Source organism: Microbacterium sp. Mcb102, from assembly GCF_024519805.1.
Lineage (GTDB): Bacteria > Actinomycetota > Actinomycetes > Actinomycetales > Microbacteriaceae > Microbacterium.
The window spans coordinates 104,939-124,254 of the sequence record NZ_JALJRG010000001.1; the positions used below are offsets into that span (position 1 = coordinate 104,939).

Annotated in this window: 26 protein-coding genes; 14 read left to right on the plus strand and 12 right to left on the minus strand. The window is 68.2% G+C overall.

The features are described 5' to 3' along the window. The first annotated feature begins 2 nt into the window (after positions 1-2). From OC372_RS00510 to OC372_RS00520, 3 genes are all read left to right on the plus strand, one after another. A complete protein-coding gene (locus OC372_RS00510) occupies positions 3-794 on the plus strand; it encodes an IclR family transcriptional regulator (protein WP_029262957.1) in 792 nt (263 codons plus the stop codon). A gap of 234 nt (positions 795-1,028) precedes the next feature. Beyond that, positions 1,029-1,562, plus strand: a complete 534-nt coding sequence (locus OC372_RS00515) for a DUF6264 family protein (protein ID WP_262000619.1) — start codon at positions 1,029-1,031, stop codon at positions 1,560-1,562. Positions 1,563-1,587: 25 nt separating this feature from the next. Beyond that, positions 1,588-2,853, plus strand: a complete 1,266-nt coding sequence (locus OC372_RS00520; RefSeq protein ID WP_029262955.1) for a hypothetical protein — start codon at positions 1,588-1,590, stop codon at positions 2,851-2,853. 91 nt (positions 2,854-2,944) lie between these two features. On the opposite strand, the gene fbaA is transcribed toward OC372_RS00520, so the two are convergent. Then, complete coding sequence (gene fbaA, locus OC372_RS00525; RefSeq protein WP_029262954.1) at positions 2,945-3,973, minus strand: class II fructose-bisphosphate aldolase; 1,029 nt, start codon at positions 3,971-3,973, stop codon at positions 2,945-2,947. Between the two features lie 185 nt (positions 3,974-4,158). On the opposite strand from fbaA, the gene glpX reads away from it, so the two are divergent. Both glpX and OC372_RS00535 read left to right on the plus strand, forming a co-directional pair. Further along, a complete protein-coding gene (gene glpX, locus OC372_RS00530) occupies positions 4,159-5,145 on the plus strand; it encodes a class II fructose-bisphosphatase (protein ID WP_029262953.1) in 987 nt (328 codons plus the stop codon). A 177-nt stretch (positions 5,146-5,322) separates the two neighbouring features. Further along, entirely contained in the window at positions 5,323-5,613 is a 291-nt protein-coding gene (locus OC372_RS00535) for a hypothetical protein (RefSeq protein ID WP_262000620.1), read from the plus strand. 81 nt (positions 5,614-5,694) lie between these two features. Here the strand turns inward: OC372_RS00535 and OC372_RS00540 are convergent, their stop codons facing one another. After that, positions 5,695-6,981, minus strand: a complete 1,287-nt coding sequence (locus OC372_RS00540) for a DNA recombination protein RmuC (RefSeq protein ID WP_262000621.1) — start codon at positions 6,979-6,981, stop codon at positions 5,695-5,697. Between the two features lie 64 nt (positions 6,982-7,045). Then, entirely contained in the window at positions 7,046-7,639 is a 594-nt protein-coding gene (locus OC372_RS00545) for an exonuclease domain-containing protein (RefSeq protein ID WP_262000622.1), read from the minus strand. 59 nt (positions 7,640-7,698) lie between these two features. Between OC372_RS00545 and OC372_RS00550 the strand changes: the two genes are divergently transcribed. Both OC372_RS00550 and ychF read left to right on the plus strand, forming a co-directional pair. Next, complete coding sequence (locus OC372_RS00550; protein WP_262000623.1) at positions 7,699-8,439, plus strand: class I SAM-dependent methyltransferase; 741 nt, start codon at positions 7,699-7,701, stop codon at positions 8,437-8,439. A 52-nt stretch (positions 8,440-8,491) separates the two neighbouring features. Then, positions 8,492-9,565, plus strand: coding sequence for a redox-regulated ATPase YchF (ychF, locus tag OC372_RS00555; protein ID WP_105709560.1), 1,074 nt, complete (start codon positions 8,492-8,494; stop codon positions 9,563-9,565). Positions 9,566-9,602: 37 nt separating this feature from the next. Here the strand turns inward: ychF and OC372_RS00560 are convergent, their stop codons facing one another. From OC372_RS00560 to OC372_RS00570, 3 genes are all read right to left on the minus strand, one after another. Next, positions 9,603-9,995 (minus strand): hypothetical protein, encoded by a 393-nt coding sequence (locus tag OC372_RS00560; protein ID WP_262000624.1) that lies wholly within the window; start codon positions 9,993-9,995, stop codon positions 9,603-9,605. A 107-nt stretch (positions 9,996-10,102) separates the two neighbouring features. After that, positions 10,103-10,879 (minus strand): hypothetical protein, encoded by a 777-nt coding sequence (locus OC372_RS00565; RefSeq protein ID WP_262000625.1) that lies wholly within the window; start codon positions 10,877-10,879, stop codon positions 10,103-10,105. A 26-nt stretch (positions 10,880-10,905) separates the two neighbouring features. Then, on the minus strand, positions 10,906-11,262 hold the full coding sequence (locus OC372_RS00570; protein ID WP_262000626.1) for a PadR family transcriptional regulator: 357 nt from the start codon (positions 11,260-11,262) through the stop codon (positions 10,906-10,908). 126 nt (positions 11,263-11,388) lie between these two features. Between OC372_RS00570 and OC372_RS00575 the strand changes: the two genes are divergently transcribed. The 4 genes from OC372_RS00575 to OC372_RS00590 all read left to right on the plus strand — a co-directional run bounded on the left by OC372_RS00575 (position 11,389) and on the right by OC372_RS00590 (position 14,841). Then, positions 11,389-11,883 (plus strand): hypothetical protein, encoded by a 495-nt coding sequence (locus tag OC372_RS00575; protein WP_262000627.1) that lies wholly within the window; start codon positions 11,389-11,391, stop codon positions 11,881-11,883. A 12-nt stretch (positions 11,884-11,895) separates the two neighbouring features. Beyond that, positions 11,896-13,557, plus strand: a complete 1,662-nt coding sequence (locus OC372_RS00580; protein ID WP_262000628.1) for an ABC-F family ATP-binding cassette domain-containing protein — start codon at positions 11,896-11,898, stop codon at positions 13,555-13,557. Next, on the plus strand, positions 13,554-14,108 hold the full coding sequence (locus tag OC372_RS00585; protein ID WP_105709566.1) for a GNAT family N-acetyltransferase: 555 nt from the start codon (positions 13,554-13,556) through the stop codon (positions 14,106-14,108). The genes OC372_RS00580 and OC372_RS00585 overlap by 4 nt, the downstream gene beginning before the upstream one ends. Positions 14,109-14,265: 157 nt before the next feature. After that, positions 14,266-14,841, plus strand: coding sequence for an alpha/beta fold hydrolase (locus OC372_RS00590; protein WP_105709567.1), 576 nt, complete (start codon positions 14,266-14,268; stop codon positions 14,839-14,841). 4 nt (positions 14,842-14,845) lie between these two features. Here the strand turns inward: OC372_RS00590 and OC372_RS00595 are convergent, their stop codons facing one another. The 4 genes from OC372_RS00595 to OC372_RS00610 all read right to left on the minus strand — a co-directional run bounded on the left by OC372_RS00595 (position 14,846) and on the right by OC372_RS00610 (position 16,941). Further along, positions 14,846-15,190, minus strand: coding sequence for a LysR family transcriptional regulator (locus tag OC372_RS00595; protein ID WP_029262938.1), 345 nt, complete (start codon positions 15,188-15,190; stop codon positions 14,846-14,848). A 65-nt stretch (positions 15,191-15,255) separates the two neighbouring features. Continuing rightward, positions 15,256-15,918 carry a hypothetical protein gene (locus OC372_RS00600; RefSeq protein WP_262000629.1) on the minus strand — a complete coding sequence of 221 codons (663 nt, stop codon included), beginning with the start codon at positions 15,916-15,918 and terminating at the stop codon, positions 15,256-15,258. Between the two features lie 124 nt (positions 15,919-16,042). Next, positions 16,043-16,342 carry a Fe-S cluster assembly protein HesB gene (locus OC372_RS00605; protein WP_029262936.1) on the minus strand — a complete coding sequence of 100 codons (300 nt, stop codon included), beginning with the start codon at positions 16,340-16,342 and terminating at the stop codon, positions 16,043-16,045. A gap of 107 nt (positions 16,343-16,449) precedes the next feature. Next, on the minus strand, positions 16,450-16,941 hold the full coding sequence (locus tag OC372_RS00610; RefSeq protein ID WP_231481819.1) for a GNAT family N-acetyltransferase: 492 nt from the start codon (positions 16,939-16,941) through the stop codon (positions 16,450-16,452). 129 nt (positions 16,942-17,070) lie between these two features. Between OC372_RS00610 and OC372_RS00615 the strand changes: the two genes are divergently transcribed. Next, positions 17,071-17,613: a Dps family protein gene (locus OC372_RS00615; RefSeq protein ID WP_105709569.1), complete on the plus strand. Its 543-nt coding sequence runs from the start codon at positions 17,071-17,073 to the stop codon at positions 17,611-17,613. A gap of 25 nt (positions 17,614-17,638) precedes the next feature. Here OC372_RS00615 and OC372_RS00620 read toward each other — a convergent pair whose 3' ends face one another. After that, complete coding sequence (locus OC372_RS00620; RefSeq protein WP_105710308.1) at positions 17,639-18,166, minus strand: DUF6328 family protein; 528 nt, start codon at positions 18,164-18,166, stop codon at positions 17,639-17,641. 69 nt (positions 18,167-18,235) lie between these two features. Between OC372_RS00620 and OC372_RS00625 the strand changes: the two genes are divergently transcribed. Continuing rightward, on the plus strand, positions 18,236-18,442 hold the full coding sequence (locus OC372_RS00625; RefSeq protein ID WP_105709570.1) for a hypothetical protein: 207 nt from the start codon (positions 18,236-18,238) through the stop codon (positions 18,440-18,442). A 22-nt stretch (positions 18,443-18,464) separates the two neighbouring features. On the opposite strand, the gene OC372_RS00630 is transcribed toward OC372_RS00625, so the two are convergent. Then, positions 18,465-19,058 carry a 1-acyl-sn-glycerol-3-phosphate acyltransferase gene (locus OC372_RS00630; protein WP_262000630.1) on the minus strand — a complete coding sequence of 198 codons (594 nt, stop codon included), beginning with the start codon at positions 19,056-19,058 and terminating at the stop codon, positions 18,465-18,467. 95 nt (positions 19,059-19,153) lie between these two features. Between OC372_RS00630 and OC372_RS00635 the strand changes: the two genes are divergently transcribed. Beyond that, entirely contained in the window at positions 19,154-19,300 is a 147-nt protein-coding gene (locus tag OC372_RS00635; protein WP_167381615.1) for a hypothetical protein, read from the plus strand. The last annotated feature ends 16 nt before the right edge of the window (positions 19,301-19,316 follow it).

A 19,316-nucleotide genomic window follows, 5' to 3' on the forward strand; every position in this document is an offset into this window, starting at 1 on the left:
CGTTGAGCGCCGCGGAAGCGGAGCCGACCCTCATCGGGTCGGTACAGCGCGCGCTGCGACTGGTCGACATCGTCGCCAACTCGCCTCGGCCGCTTCCGACCAAGATGCTGGCGGCGATCACGGGATTGACGCCGGGCACGACATACAATCTCGTGCGCACCCTCGTCCATGAGGGGTATCTGAGCTCCGAACCCGACGGATTGGTGCTCGGGACCCGGTTCCCCTCGTTCCAGCAGCAGATCGACTCGCGGGGCGTCTTCCTGGCTCGAGTCCGAGCCGCCCTCCGGGACGTGACGGAGGATGTGGGGGCGACCGCGTACCTCTCCCGGTTCGCTGATGGAGAGATGCACCTGGTCGACATCGTCGACGCGGTGCGCAACCCGAGGGTGGAGCTGTGGGTCGGACTGCAGTCGAGCGCGCACGCGACGGCTTTGGGGAAGCAGATCCTGGCGGACCTGCCCGATGATGAGCGACTGGACTATCTCTCCCGACATCGCCTGGAGGAGCTCACGCCGCGCACGATCAGCGACCGCACGACACTGCTGACCCAGCTGGAGCACTCGCCCGGATGGGCGGTGGATCATGAGGAGTATGTGATCGGCGCGACCTGTGTGGCGGTGCCGGTCATCGCCCCCGGCGTCACCGCGTCGCTCGCGATCTCGTTGCCGGCCGACCGCGCAGTGGTGGACAGCGAGCTGGTGGCGACGCTGCAGCGAACGGCCAGACGGCTCTCGCTGCAACTCGGCGCCGACAACCTCGACGCGGGTTCCGACGGCGCGGAGTTCACTATCTGAAGTCTGACCCCTGGTGCTCGGGCACACGTTTTCCTATGATCAGGTGAGTAGCGGCATGCATCAGCGCTACTGATCACCACAGGCGTCCCCAGCGCCGGTGATCAAATTGGATGAGAAGCGTCCCCAGCGCTTCACGTCCGCGGCCCCGCGAAGTCCCCACTTCTCCGGGGCCGCTATCGTTTTCACGCGCCCTCGCTGTGAATCGCCCAGGGTCGGGACGGTTAGCATGGCGGGATGACCGATCAGCGCCCGCAGTACGGCGAACTCGCCACGCCCGAGGAGCAGCGGCGAGCCGCCGGCTTGCCGCCCCTCGACGAGGTCGTCGTCGCCCCGCCGGCACCGCCGGCCGCAGGCCCGACGGTGCCCGATCCGAGCGCGAGCGCCCCGGCGGCACGTCCGCACCCGGTCGACCGCTTCGTGACCATCGCGCTGCTTGCCTACGGCCTGGTGAACATCATCATCACCGGGTTGTCGTATCTCGATCTGCCCACCGTGATGAACGAGACGATGAAGGTCCTCGGCATCGAGGGGGAGTTCACGAACTTCGCCCAGGGGCGGATCTGGGGGACGATCGCGGCCATCGTGCTCGCCGTCGGATGGTCGATCACGGCGGCGCTGTCGATCCGACGTCTGCGGCGTCGACGGATCAGCTGGTGGGTGCCGATCGCGGGTGCGCTGGCGACGATGATCGTCGTGACGATCTGCATCTCGGTGCCGATGATGAACGACCCGGCTTTCGTGGCCTACCTCGCGACCGTCGGGCAGTAGCCGCGGGAGCACGTACTGTCGAAGGATGCTTCAGAACAGCTTCGGCATCCAGCTCTCCTACGCCTCCGTGGATCGTGGCGACGGCTCCGACCCTCGGCCATCGGCCCGAGACATCCTCTCCCTGTTGCGTGTTCCCGCCGGTATGCGCGATGCGACAGCCGCGTGGGATGACCGGGAGGAGGCCGTGCTCGCGATCCCGGTGACGGACGACGGCCACGTCCTGACGCTCAGCGAGGAGGACACGGTCGAGTCGACCCTGTCGACGAGCGAGCTGAAGTCAGCCTTCGAGGCGGAGGGCCTGACGCTCTGGCTGGACGTGGACGCGGACGTGGATGAGGACGAGGCGTACGGCTTCGATCCGGTGGAGGAACTGGTCGACGAGCTCATCGACGATTCGGCCGAGGTGGGCGCCGACGAGTCGGAGGATGCCTCGATCGATTCCGCACTGTTCGCGGCTTCGGCGGTGAGGGTCTCCGCGTTCTCGCACCGCGGCCCCGGCATCGCGAGGATCCTGGCGACGGCGCGCAGAATGCCCGTCGATCACCGGGAGTCCGGCGACTGGTCGCTTCAGCAGTTCGAGACCGCGGAGCCGACCGGTGATTGGTCGACCTCCAGGGCGGAGGTGCCCGTGATCGAGCTGAATCGCGCGGACGCCGACGTGTGGTTCGAGGTGACCGCGGGCAACGGCGGTCCGGTGCCGTTCTGGACGGATGCGGAACGCGACACCCTGCCCGTGCTCGACATCGACGCCATCCGTGTTCCCGAGACTGCGGAGATCTACCGTCGACTGCTCACCGAGGGTGACGGGAGCCGCGATGAGCTCCTGGAGCTGGCCGCCGCCGTCAGGCTCGATGTGGATGCCGCCCACCGCGCACTGATTCCCGAGGCATTGGGTGGTGTGATCGGTGCCGAGTCCCGCGAGCGAGCCTTCCTGGCCGCCTTCGGCGTCGCGCCGGACTTGATCGACGCCGCGTTCGGCGGGGCGACCGCACGGCCGCAACGGCGGTTCCTGCCGGTGGGGTGGTGGACCGCGGTGCGGGAGACGGCGATCGCCGGGGTCGGGGAATTCACGCCTCTCACCCGTCGGGAACGCCCGCTCGCGCGGCTCGGCGAGGCTCTCCGCCGCCGTCCCGTGGTGGGCCTCGCCCTGTCGTTCGGGGAGTTCGCCGCGGGAGCGTGGGTCACGTCTCGCGTGCGGGGAGCGGGCAGGACCCTCGGGTTGCTGCTCGTGATCGATGCGTTGATCGATGCAGCGATCTCGATCGTCCGGATCCGCCGCGGCCGAGGCTGACGGCTGCCCGGCTGGCCGACCGCGCCACGCTGCGAAATGAGAGATGCCCCAGCCGACCGGCTGGGGCATCTCTCATCGAAGTCGCGACGGATCAGCTCTTCGACTGGCCGTACGAACCGAGCTGACGGGTCGATTCGACCACGCGGGCGGCCATCGCCGACTCGGCGATCTTGCCCCAGGCGCGGGGGTCGTACTGCTTCTTGTTGCCGACCTCGCCGTCGACCTTCAGCACGCCGTCGTAGTTCTTGAACATGTAGTCGGCGATCGCACGCGTGTAGGCGTACTGCGTGTCGGTGTCGATGTTCATCTTGATGACGCCGTTCGCGACCGCGAGGGCGATCTCCTCGTCGGTCGAGCCGGAGCCACCGTGGAAGACGAGATCGAGCGGCTTGGCGCCCGTGTTGTACTTTGCTGCGACCTCGGCCTGGATCTCGCCGAGGAGTTCCGGGCGCAGCTTGACGCCTCCCGGCTTGTACACGCCGTGCACGTTGCCGAACGTGAGGGCGGCGATGTAGCGGCCCTGCTCGCCGAGACCGAGGGCCTGCACGGCCTGGTCGACGTCCGCGAACGTCGTGTAGAGGGCGTCGTTCGAGCCCTCGTGCTGCACGCCGTCCTCTTCGCCGCCGACGACGCCGATCTCGACCTCGAGGATGGCGTTGATGTTCTTCATGCGGGGCAGAAGGTCCTTCGCGATCTCGATGTTCTCCGCGAGGGGAACCGCCGAGCCGTCCCACATGTGGGACTGGAAGATCGGGTTGCGGCCGGCCTTGACCTCGTCCTCGGAGGCTGCGATCAGCGGCTCGACGAAGCCGGCGAGGGCGTCCTTCGGGCAGTGGTCGGTGTGCAGCGCGACGGTGATCGGATAGTTCTTGGCGACCTCGGTGGCGAAGCGGGCGAAGGCCAGAGCGCCGGTGGCGCGTGCCTTGACGGTGTGGCCGGCGAAGTAGTCGGCTCCGCCCGTGGTGACCTGGATGATGCCGTCGGAGCCGGCCTCGGTCAGCCCCTGGAGGACGGAGTTGATCGTCTGCGAGCTCGAGACGTTGAATGCGGGATACGCGAAGCCGCCGGCCTTCGCGCGGTCGAGCATTTCGGCGTACTGATCCGGGGTGGCGACGGGCATGAGAACTCCTGCGATAAGGGAAGCCGGGACAGGTGCCACTCTATCGGGGCCACCGGAGTCGTATCGAAGGTCGGCCGCACCGCTCGCACGGTCGCTCGTGCCCAGGCGTTAAGAATCGCGATTCCTTCGCGGGATAGAGGCGGAAAACCGGGCTGTTCGCTCGCTTCGATAGCTAGGCTGACCGCATGGTGAGTCTGACTGCGGATCTGAGCCCTCTTCGTCCCGACCGTAACCTCGCGATGGAGTTGGTGCGAGCGACGGAGGCTGCGGCCATCCGCGCGGTCCCTTTCATCGGTCGAGGCGCGAAGGAGGCCGCCGACGGGGCGGCCGTCGACGCGATGCGCGCGTTCCTGGGCACCGTCGACTTCCAAGGCCGCGTCGTGATCGGCGAGGGCGAGAAGGACAACGCACCCATGCTGTTCAACGGCGAGGTCGTCGGCACCGGGCGCGGACCGCTGTGTGACATCGCAGTCGATCCCATCGACGGAACCTCCCTCACCGCAGCGGGTCGGCAGAACGCGCTGTCCGTGATCGCGGTGTCCGACCGGGGCACGATGCTGGATGCCTCCACCGTCTTCTACATGGACAAGCTCGTCACGGGACCCGCAGGCGTCGGTGTCGTCGACATCCGGCTCCCCATCGGCGAGAACATCCGCAAGCTCGCCGGTGCGCTCGACAAGCCCGTCGACGAGATCGTCGTGTCGGTACTGAACCGTCCGCGTCATGAGCAACTCATCCAGGAGATCCGCGATGCGGGCGCCGGCACCCGACTGATGAGCGACGGTGACGTCGCGGGTGGGATCAACGCCGCCCGGCATGATGCGCGCACCGACATGTGCGTCGGCGTCGGAGGCAGCCCCGAGGGCATCGTCACGGCATGCGCCATCAAGGCGCTCGGCGGACACATCCAGGGGCGCCTGTGGCCGCGTGACGACGACGAGCGTCAGCGCGGGATCGACGCCGGGCTCGACATGGACAGGGTCTACGAGGCCGACGACCTGGTGCAGGGCAACAACACGATCTTCGTCGCGACGGGCGTGACCGACGGCCAGCTCGTTGCCGGCGTCCGCCGCGAGCGGGGCTATGTGTACACGGAGAGCGTCGTGCTCCGCGGTGCTTCCGGGACCCTCCGGCGCATCGCCTCGGAGCACCTCGTCTCGAAGTGGCTCTGATTCACAGGCCCCTCTGAGGGCGCGTTCTCCCGGCCGACGACGACGGCATCGTTATCGAGCCGGTATAGGGCTGGGGTGGCGTGAGCCACGCTTTCCGGAGCGCCGTGTCACAATTGTCACTGGGTTTGTCGCCGTGGACGGAGCCGTCAGGCACCGCAGGCACAGGAGGGCGAACGGATGACAACGCAGCACACGAGCGGCTCGAATGCCGCCGCGACGAAGATCATCACGACGAACACCGGGCGAATTCTCCGAGTGAGCGCCGACGCCGAGCCGGGCGTCGCAGCCACCCCGTCCGTCACCACCCCACCGGCGGCGGTCGCCGATCCGGCTCGCCGCGCTGACGTGCTGTTCCGCGTCCGCCGCGACGAGGGCCATGAGATCAGCGCCTGGTGGATGATCGGAGCTTTCCTCGCCACCAGTGGCCTTGTGATCCTGCTGCTCAGCGGCGTACCCGGTATCGCCTGAGGCGCTGCTCGACAGTTCGTCCGCGCGCTACGCCGTAGGCCGCAGTGCAGGCGTGACGGCGGTGCACAGCGTCGGTGGCCCCTAGATCTCGTCGAGACGAACCCGTACCTCGCCCACGTCCGCGCGCACTGATGCCGCTCCGATGTGATCCGTGGCTCCTGGCATTTCGGCGACGGGTTCGTCCCCGTGCTCGTCTGCGGCGATCAGCTCGGGAGCGGTGAACCGTCGTCCCGTGCCCTCCGTCACCGCCGGAACGGATGCGAGAGCCGCGGCGTCGACGCCGGGGAACTGCCGCGCCGTCACGAGCACGCGCGTCTCGAGCGAGCCGGCGAAGCGGTTGTAGCTGTCAACCGTGCGCTCCAGGGCGCGGCGCAGATCGTCGGCATGCCCGGCGAGAGTGCCCAACCGGTCGTAGAGCTGCGTGCCGAGAGTGAGCAGCGTACGTGCCTCGGTCGACACCTCCTGCTGCGTCCATGTGAATGCCACGGTCTTCAGGACGGCCCAGAGGTTCACGGGAGACGCGAGCGCCACTCGTCGGCTGAACGCATAGTCGAGCAGTGTCGGGTCTTCGTCGATGGCCGCGGCGAGCAGCGACTCGCTCGGCAGGAAGCAGATCACGAACTCAGGACTCGCGTCGAGTCCTGCCCAGTACGCCTTTTTGGCCAGGGCATCGATGTGCGCGCGGACAGCTTTCACGTGCTTCTGCATGAGGGCGCGCCGCTGCGGCTCCTGGGCGTCACCCGCCGACAGCGCCGAAGCCTCGAGGTACGCGTCGAGCGGCACCTTGGCGTCGACCGCGATGGAGCTGCCGCCGGCGAGACGGATGACCATGTCGGGCCGACCCTGGCCCCGGTCGGAAGAGATCGTCGCCTGCAGATCGAAGTCGATGTGACGCGTGAGCCCCGCCGCTTCCACCACACGGCGTAGCTGCGTCTCGCCCCACACTCCGCGAGTGGCTGTCGAGCGCAGCGCTCCGGCGAGGGACTCCGTCGTCGCCCGCAGCGCCTCGTCGGACTCCTGCGCGCGTCGCAGCTGCTCCTCCAGCGTGCCGAACTGGGCGTGGCGCTCGCGTTCGATCGCGGTGACCTTGGTCTGCATCTGCTGCAGGCTCTCCCGCACCGGAGCCAGCGCCGTCAGCACCGCGTTCTGCTGCTGCACGCGCTGCGCCTCGGCTCGCTGCTCGTTCCGTGAGTGCTCGACGGCATCGCGGTAGAGGTCGTACTGGCGGTCGCGGTCGTCGCGCGCGGCGGCCAGCTCGGCCTGAGCGCGCGCGAGATCAGCGGCCCCACGTCCTGCGTGCAGGAACCAGCCCACAGCGACACCCACCGCGAGGGCGACGAGGAGGAGAACCACAGCCAGAGCATCCATGTGTTCATGATGCGGCCGGCATCGGACATTACGAGGTCGCCGCGCACGGGAGCGGTGTGTCGGCTCAGGCGACGGCGCGCTCCAGAGCAGGCGCGACGGGTGCGGTGACGCGCAGGCTCAGCGCGTCGGCGAGCGCGAACACGTCGGCGGCACCCGCCCTGGCGGCCGCATCGATCACGATCTGCGCGCAGGCACGAGCATCGGCGAGGGCATCGTGGTGCGCGAACTCCTCGAACCCGGCGGCGGCTGCGGCGACGGGCAGGCGATAGGAGTCGAGCGCATACGTCTTCCGCGCGACCTGCAAGCTGCAGAGCGAGCGGTACGGCGGGCAGAGCTGGCCTGTGGCCTCCGAGGCGCGGCGCAGCACGTTGAGGTCGAAGCCGGCGTTGTGGGCGACGAGCACGTCGGCCCCCGCGAAGGCGCAGAGTCGATCGAACTGGTCGACCCACGTAGCAGCCGACAGCACATCCTCCGGTTGGATGCCATGGATCCGCACATTCCACTCCTGGAACTCGTCGTGACCGGGCGGCGGTTGGATCAACCATCCGGTGGTGGCGACGACCTCGCCGCCGCGCACACGGACCAGTCCGACGGAACAGGCGGAGGCGGGGCTGGAGTTCGCGGTCTCGAAGTCGATCGCAGTGAAGTCCAGTGGCACGTCTCCACTCTCACCCCGAGGTCGGCGACCAGGCGGGAGACTCGCCGTAGGCTGGCCGCATGGCTGAGGACATGGCGACGTCGTTCGGAGCACAGGCCGCGGACTACGAGGTCGGACGACCCGAATACCCCTTCGATGCGGTGGCGTGGATGCTCGAGCGGATGCCGCACGGAACCCGCCGCATCGCCGATGTCGGTGCCGGGACGGGAAAGCTCACCCGGGTACTGGCGCACGCGCCGGATGCCGAGGTCGTCGCGATCGATCCGGATTCCGAGATGCTCGCGACGCTGCGCGGTGCCGTGCCGGGCGTACCGACCTTCGTGGGGTCGGCAGAGCGGCTGCCCCTTCCCGATGCCAGCGTCGACGCGGTCGTCCTGGGGCAGGCCTGGCACTGGGTCGATCCCGTCGCCGGATCCGCCGAGATCGGTCGGGTCGTACGCAGCGGGGGAGTGCTCGGTCTCATCTGGAACATCCGCGACGATCGGGTCGACTGGGTGCGCCGGTTGACCGAGATCATGCACGGCAGCCACGCCGAGAACATGCTCGCCGAGGGGGATCCGGTCGTCGCCGCGCCGTTCGGCGGCCTCGAGCAGGAGCGCTGGGAGTGGGTCCGCCCCATCACGCGCGACCTGCTGCACCGCATGGCGGCGTCGCGCAGCTACATCATCACCGCCTCCGAGGATGAGAAGGCTCGGATCCGGCACGACCTCGACGCGCTGTTCGACGAGCTCGATCTGCACGGCGACACGACCATCGACCTTCCGTACGTGACACGGGCCTACCGCGCCGTCCGCGACTGAGGAGCGGCCTTCCGCAGGGCGATGGGGGTGGGGCCAGGTAGACTCGTGCCCCGTGGCTCTCACTATCGGCATCGTCGGCCTGCCCAACGTCGGCAAGTCCACCCTCTTCAACGCACTCACCAAGAACGACGTGCTCGCGGCGAACTATCCGTTCGCGACGATCGAGCCCAACGTCGGCGTGGTGAACCTGCCCGACCCGCGCCTCGACAAGCTCGCGGAGATCTTCGGCAGCGAGCGGATCCTCCCCGCGGCGGTGTCCTTCGTCGACATCGCCGGCATCGTGCGCGGCGCGAGCGAGGGTGAGGGGCTCGGCAACAAGTTCCTCGCGAACATCCGTGAGGCCGACGCCATCGCTCAGGTCGTGCGCGGCTTCTCGGACGACGACGTCGTGCACGTCGACGGCACGGTGAACCCCGCCTCCGACATGGAGACGATCAACGCCGAGCTCATGCTCGCCGACCTCGAGACGGTCGACAAGGCGATCACCCGGTACGAGAAGGAAGTCCGCGGCAAGAAGATCGAGCCCGTCGTTCTCGAGACCGCGAACGCGGCGAAGGATGCCCTGGAGCGTGGCGTGCTGCTGTCGGTCGCGGGCATCGACCTGACACCGATCCGCGAGTTGGGCCTCCTGACCGCGAAGCCTGTCATCTTCGTCTTCAACGTCGATGAGGCCGTGCTGACGAACGACGCCCGCAAGGCGGAGCTCGCCGCCCTCGTTGCGCCCGCCAAGGCCATCTTCCTCGACGCGAAGATCGAGTCCGAGCTCATCGACCTCGACCCGGAGGACGCCGCCGAGCTGCTCGCGTCGACCGGCCAGGACGAGTCGGGGCTCGACCAGCTCGCCCGCATCGGCTTCGACACCCTCGGGCTGCAGACCTACCTCACGGCTGGTCCGAAGGAAGCTCGCGCGTGGACGATCCCCAAGGGGTCGAAGGCCCCGCAGGCGGCCGGTGTGATCCACACCGACTTCGAGAAGGGCTTCATCAAGGCCGAGATCGTGTCGTTCGAGGACCTGGTCGAGACGGGCTCCGTCGTCGAGGCTCGCGCCAAGGGCAAGGCTCGCCTCGAGGGCAAGGACTACGTCATGCAGGACGGCGACGTCGTGGAGTTCCGCTTCAACAACTGAGCGGGGATCGTAGGTCCGGGGACCTCTCAGACCCTGTCTATTCCGCGGAGTCGGCACCAGGCTGTCGGGCCTCGGCGTCTGTCAGACCCTTCCGATACTTCGTGGTCCCACGCCGGATCGAGGCCACCTTCGGGTTATCCGCCCGCGATGCGGGAAGACGGTCGAGGATCGTCACGTCGGCTCGGGCGGCGAGCGTCAGAAGTCCCCAGATGCCGATCGAGTCGAGCTCGAAGTCGGCTTCCTCCGGGGTCGCTGCCGCGAACGCCGCATGCGCGGCCGCTTCGATCTCGGGGGCGCTCGGCCTCTTCGCCGCACCTTTCACCGCGTTCGGCTGATTCGAGTAGTCGTCGAGCTTCGTCAGCAGTCGCTCTGCGCGCTCTGCGCCGAGTGTCGATGCGAGCTCGGCTTGGATCGGGTACGTCTCCGTCACGCTCGTCTCCAGAGTTCTGATCAAGGCAGCTGCTGTCGGAGCCGAGGAAGGGCCCCGCACGGGCAGAATACCCAGTCCGAGGCCCTTCGCGTGCGGCCGGGAGCTCGTCAGAACATCCCGGGAATCTGCTGGAGCAGCCAGGAGAAGCCGATCATGACCACGGTCGCAAGCGGGAGGACGAAGACGGTCACCAGGCCTGCGCTGGCGCTCTCCGGCTGCTCGCCCGGCCCGACGATGGGATCGTCCTGCACCCGACCGCCGAGGTAGGCGCGCATCTGCAGGAGGAAACCGGCGGCGAGGAGGACCACGCCGATGGCCGAGGCGACCCAGATGCTCACCTCTCCGATCTGCTGAGGCAGCAGGAGAAGTGCGCCGACCATCACGATGAGCAGCGCCATCCAGCCGACCCAGCTGCGTACCGGATGCTGAGCGATCAGCTGCAGAGGCACGTGCGACGCGAAGAGGAGCAGCGCGAGCGCCCCCGAGGCGATCGCGAGCACGACGAGGTGCCCGACGGTCACGGCAAGAGCGTATTCGCCCGCGAATGCCGCCTGCGCGCTGAAGGTGGTGAGCAGCATGCCGAAGAGGCCCAGAACGAGAGCGATGCCCCATTCGCGATCGATTCGTTGAGGTGACTGCTGAGGCTGCTCCGGGGCGTCCTCGGCGGCGTACGCACGGGGTTCGCCGAATGCGGCAAGGGCGCTCTCGCCCGACTCGGACACATGACTCTCCACGACCACGAGGGAATCCCCGATCCGCGATCCCGGAACGCCGAGGAGACGCTGCTCGAGCACGAACTGCTCGATCCAGTCCCTCTCGACACTCGGCGCCAGTCGCGTGTAGGTGTCGACGGAGCCGAAGCCCGTCCTGTCGTTCAGGTTCATCGGTGCTGCCTTTCGGTTCCCGGTGGTCATGTCAGTTCCCGGCGCTTCTCGAGCGCTCCGTCGGTGAGCTCGCGGGTGGTCTTCGTGAAGTCGGCCCAGAGCTCGGCCATCGACCGGGCATGTGCGCGGCCCTGATCCGTCAGCGAGAAGTACTTCCGGCCGGGGCCGCCGTCGCCGGGACGCCATTCGACTTCGACGAACCCGGACTCCTCCAGACGGCCGAGGAGGGGGTAGAGAGTGCCGCCCTTGACGGTGCCCAGTCCGGCTGCGGTCAGGTTCTGGGTGATCGCGTACCCGTAGTTCGGGCCATCGAGGAGGGTCCGCAGCACGCACACGCCCAGCACGCTTCTCATCCACTCGCTCGGCCACTCTTCCGGACTCATGACTAGAGCGTACGTCGGACTAGTCAGATCTGCAACTAGTGCCGCTTCTGATCTCACCCGCGCGGAGGAGGGCACTGATACCTCTGAGCGATGGTCGACTCATGCGGGACGCGCCAGCCTGGGGGCATGCTCTCATCGACAAGCACAAGCACAAGCAGCACCGCCGAGACCCGGGCAGTCGGGTTCCTCCGTTCCCGCCGCATATCGGGCGGTATCGGCGCTCTCGCCTTGGCCGGCCTGGGCGTGGCGCATACGGCGACCAACGCCGTCGGCTTCGCGGCGGACGCGGACGCGTCCTGGCCGATGTTCTTGATCTTCGGCGTCGGAGTCAGCCTCGTGCTGTGGGCGGTCGCGGTCGTCGCCTGGCTCTTCTCGCGGCGCGGAGGCGGGCGCGTCGGGCGAGTGATCATCGCCGTGGTGGGTGCTCTCTGCTGTCTGATGGCGTTCAACGTGCTGCGCGTGCACCCCGAGATCGTCCTCTCGCCCGCCGGCCCAGGGCCGTGGACGCTCGTCGGAGGTCCGGCGCTGCTGCTCGCAGCGCTCCTGCCGTGGCGGAAGAAGGAGGCAACGGACGCAGGCTGCTTCTCCTCGACCCGGTCCGCGCACCACCCCCGCGGGTGACAGGATTGACGGATGACCGCAACACTCGTGGCCCAAGGGCTGGCCGGCGGGTACGGCCACCGCACACTGTTCGACTCGCTCGACCTGACCGTCACGGCCGGCGACGTCGTCGGCCTCGTCGGAGCCAACGGGGCAGGAAAGTCGACCCTCCTGAAGCTGCTCGCCGGCGTCGATCAGCCGCAGGCCGGCACCATCAGGCTCGCTCCCGCGGATGCGTTCGTCGGCTGGCTTCCGCAGGAGCACGAGCGCCTCGTCGGAGAGAGCGTCGTCGACTACATCGCCCGCCGCACCGGATGCGCGGCGGCGACCAGGGACATGGATGCCGCAGCCGCAGCCCTGGGAGACCCCTCGCTCGCGGCTCCGGGCACAGACCCCGCCGACACCTACTCCACGGCGTTGGATCGGTGGCTGGCCAGCGGTGCCGCCGACCTCGACGAACGCCTCCCCGCCGTGCTCGCCGACCTCGGACTCGACCTGGGTGATGAGCCCGCCGACACCATGATGACCTCGCTGTCGGGTGGGCAGGCCGCCCGTGTGGGCCTCGCCGCGCTGCTGCTCTCTCGCTTCGACATCGCGCTGCTCGACGAGCCGACCAATGACCTCGACCTCGACGGGATCGAGCGCCTGGAAGCCTTCGTCCGCGGTCTTCGGGGCGGTGTCGTGCTGGTCAGTCACGACCGCGAGTTCCTCGCCCGCTGCGTGACCAGAGTCCTGGAGCTCGACCTCGCCCAGGGGAGCAACAGAGTGTTCGGCGGTGGCTACGACTCGTACCTCGAGGAGCGGGCCACCGTGCGTCGACACCAGCGCGAGAAGTACGACGAGTTCGCCGATAAGAAGGCCGACCTCGTGTCCCGCGCCCGCACACAGCGGGAGTGGTCGAGCCAGGGTGTGCGCAACGCCATGAAGAAGGCGCCGGACAACGACAAGATCAAACGCAAGGCGTCAGCCGAGTCCAGCGAGAAGCAGGCGCAGAAGGTGCGTCAGATGGAGAGCAGGATCGCCCGGCTCGAAGAGGTCGAAGAGCCGCGCAAGGAGTGGCAGCTGGAGTTCACGATCGGCTCGGCCCCGCGTTCCAGCTCCGTCGTGTCGACCCTGAGCTCGGCGGTGTTCCGGCAGGGATCCTTCCAACTCGGACCGGTGTCGCTGCAGGTGAACGCGGGGGAGCGCATCGGCATCACCGGTCCCAACGGTGCCGGAAAGTCGACGCTGCTCCGCGGGCTGCTGGGGCGGCAGCTTCCCGATGAGGGAACGGCGAGCCTCGGCGCGAGCGTGCAGATCGGCGAGATCGACCAGGCCCGCGCGCAGCTCGTCGGAACGCAACCGCTCGCGGTCGCGTTCGAAGAGCTCGTGCCAGAGATGGCATCCGCGGAGATCCGCACACTCCTCGCCAAATTCGGCCTCAAGGCCGATCACGTGACGCGCGCGGTCGATGAACTGTCGCCGGGGGAGCGCACGCGGGCAGGGCTCGCCCTGCTGCAGGCCCGCGGCATCAACCTGCTCGTGCTCGACGAGCCCACCAACCACCTCGACCTGCCCGCGATCGAGCAGCTGGAGCAGGCGCTCGAGTCGTACGAGGGAACCCTGCTGCTCGTCACGCACGACCGGCGGATGCTCGCCACGGTGCACACCGACCGGCACTGGCGGGTGGAGGCCGGGCAGGTCGCCGAAGCATGACGGCCCTCGTCATCGACAGCGTCCCGCACGGCCGCCTGACCACGAATGACGTGGCGCGACTGCGAGAGTTGTTCGACGCCGAGTACTCCGCAGAGTTCGGGGCCTGGGATCCGGATCAGCCCTACGGCTACGCGCCCCATGACCATCACCTGATCGCGCGCGCCGGCGATGAGATCGTGGGTCACGTCGGTTGGGCGCGACGGACGATCGGCGTCGGCGCGGCGGAGGTCATGGTCGCGGGAGTCGGTGGGGTGCTGATCTCCCCACGCGCACGTGGGCAGCGCGTCGGTGCTCGGCTCCTGATACACGCGGCCGCGTCGATGACGGATGCCGGCGGGATCGAGTTCGGCTACCTCGGCTGCCGCGAGGAGGTCGTCTCCTTCTATGAATCGTGCGGATGGCGCCGAATCTCGGCGGTCGAGCACTCTATCGATCGCACGGGTCAGCCCACCACGCAGCCCTCAGGGCCTCCCATCCTGACCCTCGCGCTCGGCCCGACACCACGCATGTGGCCCGCGGGCACGATCGAGCTTCGGGGGCGGGCCTGGTAGTCGTCGGGCGAAGATGCTCCGGCAGTCCTCGTCTCGGTGGCCGCCGGGTCGGGATACGCTGGTGGACGGCGGCTCCGGTCGCGGTCCGGTCGCAGGCGTCCGCCGTGGAGGTTTCGCCTGAGTTCCTGACACCGACGGCACGAGGAGATTCACGCCGATGACCGACACCCAGATCTTCGAGCCCGACGGCCGCGCGATCCCCTTCGTCGATGAGGGCGACGGACCCGTCAAGCTCGTCCTGATCCAGGAGCGCGACCTCCCGGCCGACATCCTCGGTGTCGTCGCGCACTACCTCGCCGAAGAGGCGGGCTTCCACGTGCTGCGGATCGGTCACCGCGCCGAGGTCAAGGGCGAAGAGGTGTCGCTGGACGAGCGCGTCGAGGATGCGCTCGCCGTGATCGACCACGTCGGCCTCGGCGACACCTGGATCGGCGGACACGGATTCGGCGGCACCGTCGCACGTGCTTTCGCCGTCGCGCACGCGGACAGTGTCAACGGACTGGCGCTGCTCGGCGTCGAAGAACTCGACATCCCCCTCGCGCCGGTGATGCCCGTTCTGATCATTCAGGGGACGAAAGACAACGTCACGCCGTTCGCCAACGGTGAGCAGCTGCAGTCGACGGCACCCGAGCGTGCGAGCGTGAAGAGCATCGACGGGGGAGACCATCACTTCCCGATGACGCACCCGATCGAGACCGCGGTCGTGATCGAGGAGTACCTCGACTGGGACTGAGCCCCTAGCGGCCCTGCCGCTTCTTGTAAGGCTTCGGCTGACCCTTCACTGCGGGCGTTCGGCCCTTGCCCTTCGAGGCCTTCGCCTTGCCGCCGGCGGGTGCGGGGGCGTTCTTCACCGGCGCGGGCGCCGCGGCGACCTCCGCTTTCGCCTCGACCAGCAGGAGCTCGCCGACGTGCGTCAATCGAGTCTGCCCCTCGCGGTGGACGATCGGATGGCCGACCTCGGCCTCGAGCTTGTCGATCGACGTGTACAGCGAGGCCAACGGGATGCCGAGCTTCTCGGCCGCCCGCGGAAAGTGGAGTTCCTCCGCGAGGACGACGAAACGGCGGAGCAGAGAGATCTTCACGGGGGCCCTTCGACTGTTCGCACGGGATTGCGAGCCACTCCAGGTTACGCGGTGGAAGCCTGCGGTCAGACGTCGCTGAAGTCGTTCGCGGGAATGTTGATCTGCGTCACTGTGTCACCGTCGAGCCAAAACAGGGTGTAGAGGATGCCGACGGATCCCGGATGGGTCAGCGACTCGGTTCCCGGTACCTCGCGCGCGCCCAGCCCGACGTATTCCGCGGTCGTGGGGTCCTCGGTATCGACGATCCCCCATGCGCCCGCGTCGAGGAGCTCTGCGCGTGTGGACCCGACGGCGAGGCCTTCCTCGGTCTGGATTGGCACGCCGGCAAGCGAGGGGCCGGTAATCGCCATCGATGCCGGGCCCCCGAGGGCGCTGTCCGTGAACACTCGGAGCCCGTCCCACGTGTAGTTCACGAACGCGGAGTCGTAGCCGGGGGCGTTCTCGACCTTCTCCGGTTCCGGCAGCTCGCCGGTCGTGTCCTCCAGCAAGTCCAACAACCCGGCGGGATCCTCGAAGGCGGCGCTCCGGGTGCCGGATTCGTCGGTGACGACGATGCCGTCGAGGGAAACGACGATCTGGGGATCGATCTCGACCGTCGGACTGGGCGTCGGCGATGACGAGGCAGGCGTAGGGCTCGTGCGGGGCTCCGCCGAGGTGGGTGAAGCGCACCCGATGAGAACGAGAGCAGACACGGCGAGCGCCAGTGCGGGGGCGAGGGAACGACGCATGGTCACAGGCTATTGGAGTCACGCATCCTGTCTCGCGCACGGCAGGTCGAAAGATCTGAAATGTGATGTTCGATACACGACGGATGCCGCGACCGAATCGGCCGCGGCATCCGGAATCCTTCGGTCAGGCGACCTGAGGGAGCACGGCGAACGACACGGAGCCCTCGTCGTCCACGCCCGCATCGAGGATCTTGTCGTCGAGCGCGGCGACGGCGGACTCATCGAGGAAGAGTCGGGTGCCGGAGACTTCGACGACCTGGTCCTGGGGCTCCGGATCTGCGGCGACGAGCACCGCGAGACGCGCGCCGCCCTCCGCGTTCTGAGGTTCGGACGAGTGGATGCGCAGTCCGGCATCCGGGGCGTCGGTCTGGCGACTGACGAGCGTCGTCACGATGGCGGAGGCGTTGTCGGTGAGGGTGAGCACGAGACTCTCCTTCCGTTCGGGGCATGTCACGGTCGCAACATGTCCGGGCTACGATGCCGAACTCGGACGATCACCTCAACCCCCTTGTGCCGATTCGGAGGAGGCTCTTATCCTCCTCGCAGGTTCTTCCGCAGGAACACCTGCTCCGTGCCGTCGCCGTCCGGCACCCTCTCGTGCTCGACGTAGCCGCACCTCTCGTAGAGGCGGATGTTCGCCTCGCTCAGGCTGCCGGTGAAGAGCTCGGCGACCTGTGCGTTGGATGCGCGCTCCGCGTGATCGAGCAGCGTCCGCCCGACGCCCTCGCCCTGCATGTCGGGGGCGATCGCGATCCTCCCGATGAGGAGCATCCCGTCCTTCTCCACGAAGCGGATCGCGCCCACGAGGCGCCCGTCGATGCGGGCCGTCAAGCCGGACTCCGCGCGCAGCTCCGCCTCGAGCTCGGTGAGGGTCTGCGTCAGGGGAGGCATGTCCACGCTCCCGTAGATCGCGGCTTCCGAGACGAACGCCGCGCGCTGCACGGTGAGCACTTCACCGGCGTCCGCTTCGCTGATGTGCGAGATGACGATGTTCCGGTCCTTCTCGTCGTTCTGTTCTGTCACGATGCGGGGCTTCTCCTTGTGTCTCACGTTCGGGTCCGGTCGCCACACTCGGGCTCCGGGCTTCCGGTGTCAACCCCCTCGGGTCTGGGCCCAGGTCGCCGTTATCCTCACCGGCAGGAGGTCACAGACATGGCTGAAACGAAGACGAAGAAGACCGGCAGCTCGACGAAGGGCTCCGTGAAGACCACGCGTCAGCAGAATGCGGAGAAGGGCTTCACTGCCTCTCCCGCGCTCGCGAGCAACCTGCAACTCGTGCTCGTCGACCTGCTCGAACTGGCGATCCAGGGGAAGCAGGCGCACTGGAACGTCGTGGGCCGCAACTTCCGCGACACCCATCGCCAGCTCGACGAGATCATCGACGATGCGCGCGCGTTCAGCGACACGATCGCGGAGCGGATGCGCGCCCTGCATGCGGTTCCGGACGGGCGCAGCGCCACCATCGCCAAAACCACGACTCTGCCCGCGTTCCCCGCGGGGGAGGTCTCGACCACCGAGACCATCGATCTGGTGACCGAACGACTGGAGGCGGCGGTCGGGACGATGCGCGACGTGCACGACGCCGTCGACGAGGAAGACCCGACGTCGGCGGATCTCCTGCACGCGGTCATCGAGCGACTCGAGCAGTTCGCCTGGATGGTCAGCGCCGAGAACCGCAGTCCCGCCGGTCGCTGACTTCGCCCTGCTCCTCGGGCCGTGATCAGTCCGGTGCGGTTCCGGGGGAGCGGGGGCGGCCGCGCATGATACGCGGGAGGGCGGCCCACAGCGCGATCACCAGCACGAGCGCCGATACCAGGGCTACGAGCCCGGCCGTGCGGTTGACCGTGAAGTCGACGATCAGCATCGTGACCCCGATCGTCAGCGCTCCGATCACGATCAGATCGATCCTGACGATCCGGGAGGCGATCCGCACGAGCTCGGGTTTGCGGCGGTGTCCGAACAGGGCGCGGTGCATTCCCACGGGAGCCAGCGCCAGGATGGTCGCGATCGCGGCCAGGGCGACGAGGACGACGTAGAGGTCACGCTGGAATTCGTCCATCTCGGTGAACCTCGGCTGGAATGCCACGGCGAGGAGGAACCCGGTGAGGATCTGGGTCCCCGTCTGCATCACGCGGAGCTCCTGCAGGAGCTCTTCCCAGTTGCGGTCCGCGCGTTCGTTCGCAGTCTCGTCACGTCCGTCCCTGCGGTCATCGAGTTCGTGGTCGCTGCGCGGAGGATCCGATGTCATGATCACAGTGTCGTGCCGCCGCTCGCACGATGTCCAGGCTCTTGCACCGACGGATCGAAAGAAGGCATCATGACGCTCCCGCCCATCAGCGACTGGTGGTCCGAACTCTCGGAGGACGCACGCCGCTCTGTACTCGACGGCGACTCCCCGCACCTCGACGAGGACGTCCGCGAGGAGATCCGCGTCATCACCGGAGCGGTCGTGGGAATGGTGGAGAGCCTGACCGATGACGACCTCGACTACGCCCGCGCACACGCGGAGGAGCCGGCCGACTGATGCGAGCGGCAGCCGTGGTGATTCACCCCAGGGCGTCGGGATCCGGAGTGGGCTGCTCCTCGCGAAGCCGCGGCTCGGTGCGTCGCTCGGGTCGTGCCCCGGCCTTGTCGGCGTAGAACGCGCGGATCCGATCCATGTCCGCGGCGACGTCTCCGGTCAGGTCGATGGTGGGGCCGAGACCCGTCGTCATCGTCGTGCGATCGACGAAGCCGAGCGTGACCGGCATCCCCGTCTCCCGCGCGATGCGGTAGAAGCCCGACTTCCAGTACTCGTTGCCGCCACGGGTCCCGTCCGGGGTGACCACGAGCCCGAAGACCGTTCCGGCGTGCACCTGCCCGACGACATCGTTCACCACACGCGCCGGGTCCGCGCGATCCACGGGGATGCCGCCGAGACCACGCATGAGCGGACCTCGCCAGCCGCGGAAGAGGCTCTTCTTCCCGAGCCAGTGCACGTCGATGCCGAGTCGCCAGGCGATCGCGAGCATGAGGACGAAGTCCCAGTTGCTGGTATGCGGGGCGCCGACGAGCACCGTCGGGCGTGTGGGGGCTGCCTCGCTCGCGAGCGTCCATCTGCTGAACGCCCAGAACATTCGGGCGAGGAGTCGTTTGAGCATGGATCAACCGTAGGGGAGAACGGCTGTCGAGCCGCTGTCCGCACCCGGCGTGCGGCTTCGGCGCCACCGCCTCGGAGCAGGCGTACGATCGAGGGATGAAGAAGACGCCGGAGGACACCGTGCAGCAGGAAGCGCCCATCGGGCTGCAACCGCTCCCGGGAGCCCTGGACCTGCTCGAGGGCGATGCCGCCGGCTATTGCAGCAACGGCGTCTGCCACTTCCCCGCCCCGAAGGCCGAGTAAGAAGCAGACGCCGTCG

Bases quoted from the DNA above. Each gene is read 5' to 3' on its own strand.
- OC372_RS00580 (WP_262000628.1), top strand. From the start codon at position 11,896: ATGACCGCAACACTCGTGGCCCAAGGGCTGGCCGGCGGGTACGGCCAC.
- OC372_RS00565 (WP_262000625.1), bottom strand. From the start codon at position 10,879: ATGAACCTGAACGACAGGACGGGCTTCGGCTCCGTCGACACCTACACG.
- OC372_RS00520 (WP_029262955.1), top strand. From the start codon at position 1,588: ATGCTTCAGAACAGCTTCGGCATCCAGCTCTCCTACGCCTCCGTGGAT.
- OC372_RS00615 (WP_105709569.1), top strand. From the start codon at position 17,071: ATGGCTGAAACGAAGACGAAGAAGACCGGCAGCTCGACGAAGGGCTCC.
- OC372_RS00550 (WP_262000623.1), top strand. From the start codon at position 7,699: ATGGCTGAGGACATGGCGACGTCGTTCGGAGCACAGGCCGCGGACTAC.
- OC372_RS00585 (WP_105709566.1), top strand. From the start codon at position 13,554: ATGACGGCCCTCGTCATCGACAGCGTCCCGCACGGCCGCCTGACCACG.
- OC372_RS00535 (WP_262000620.1), top strand. From the start codon at position 5,323: ATGACAACGCAGCACACGAGCGGCTCGAATGCCGCCGCGACGAAGATC.
- OC372_RS00590 (WP_105709567.1), top strand. From the start codon at position 14,266: ATGACCGACACCCAGATCTTCGAGCCCGACGGCCGCGCGATCCCCTTC.
- fbaA (WP_029262954.1), bottom strand. From the start codon at position 3,973: ATGCCCGTCGCCACCCCGGATCAGTACGCCGAAATGCTCGACCGCGCG.
- OC372_RS00600 (WP_262000629.1), bottom strand. From the start codon at position 15,918: ATGCGTCGTTCCCTCGCCCCCGCACTGGCGCTCGCCGTGTCTGCTCTC.
- OC372_RS00540 (WP_262000621.1), bottom strand. From the start codon at position 6,981: ATGGATGCTCTGGCTGTGGTTCTCCTCCTCGTCGCCCTCGCGGTGGGT.
- OC372_RS00620 (WP_105710308.1), bottom strand. From the start codon at position 18,166: ATGACATCGGATCCTCCGCGCAGCGACCACGAACTCGATGACCGCAGG.
- OC372_RS00570 (WP_262000626.1), bottom strand. From the start codon at position 11,262: ATGAGTCCGGAAGAGTGGCCGAGCGAGTGGATGAGAAGCGTGCTGGGC.
- OC372_RS00625 (WP_105709570.1), top strand. From the start codon at position 18,236: ATGACGCTCCCGCCCATCAGCGACTGGTGGTCCGAACTCTCGGAGGAC.
- OC372_RS00635 (WP_167381615.1), top strand. From the start codon at position 19,154: ATGAAGAAGACGCCGGAGGACACCGTGCAGCAGGAAGCGCCCATCGGG.
- OC372_RS00630 (WP_262000630.1), bottom strand. From the start codon at position 19,058: ATGCTCAAACGACTCCTCGCCCGAATGTTCTGGGCGTTCAGCAGATGG.
- OC372_RS00515 (WP_262000619.1), top strand. From the start codon at position 1,029: ATGACCGATCAGCGCCCGCAGTACGGCGAACTCGCCACGCCCGAGGAG.
- glpX (WP_029262953.1), top strand. From the start codon at position 4,159: ATGGTGAGTCTGACTGCGGATCTGAGCCCTCTTCGTCCCGACCGTAAC.
- OC372_RS00575 (WP_262000627.1), top strand. From the start codon at position 11,389: ATGCTCTCATCGACAAGCACAAGCACAAGCAGCACCGCCGAGACCCGG.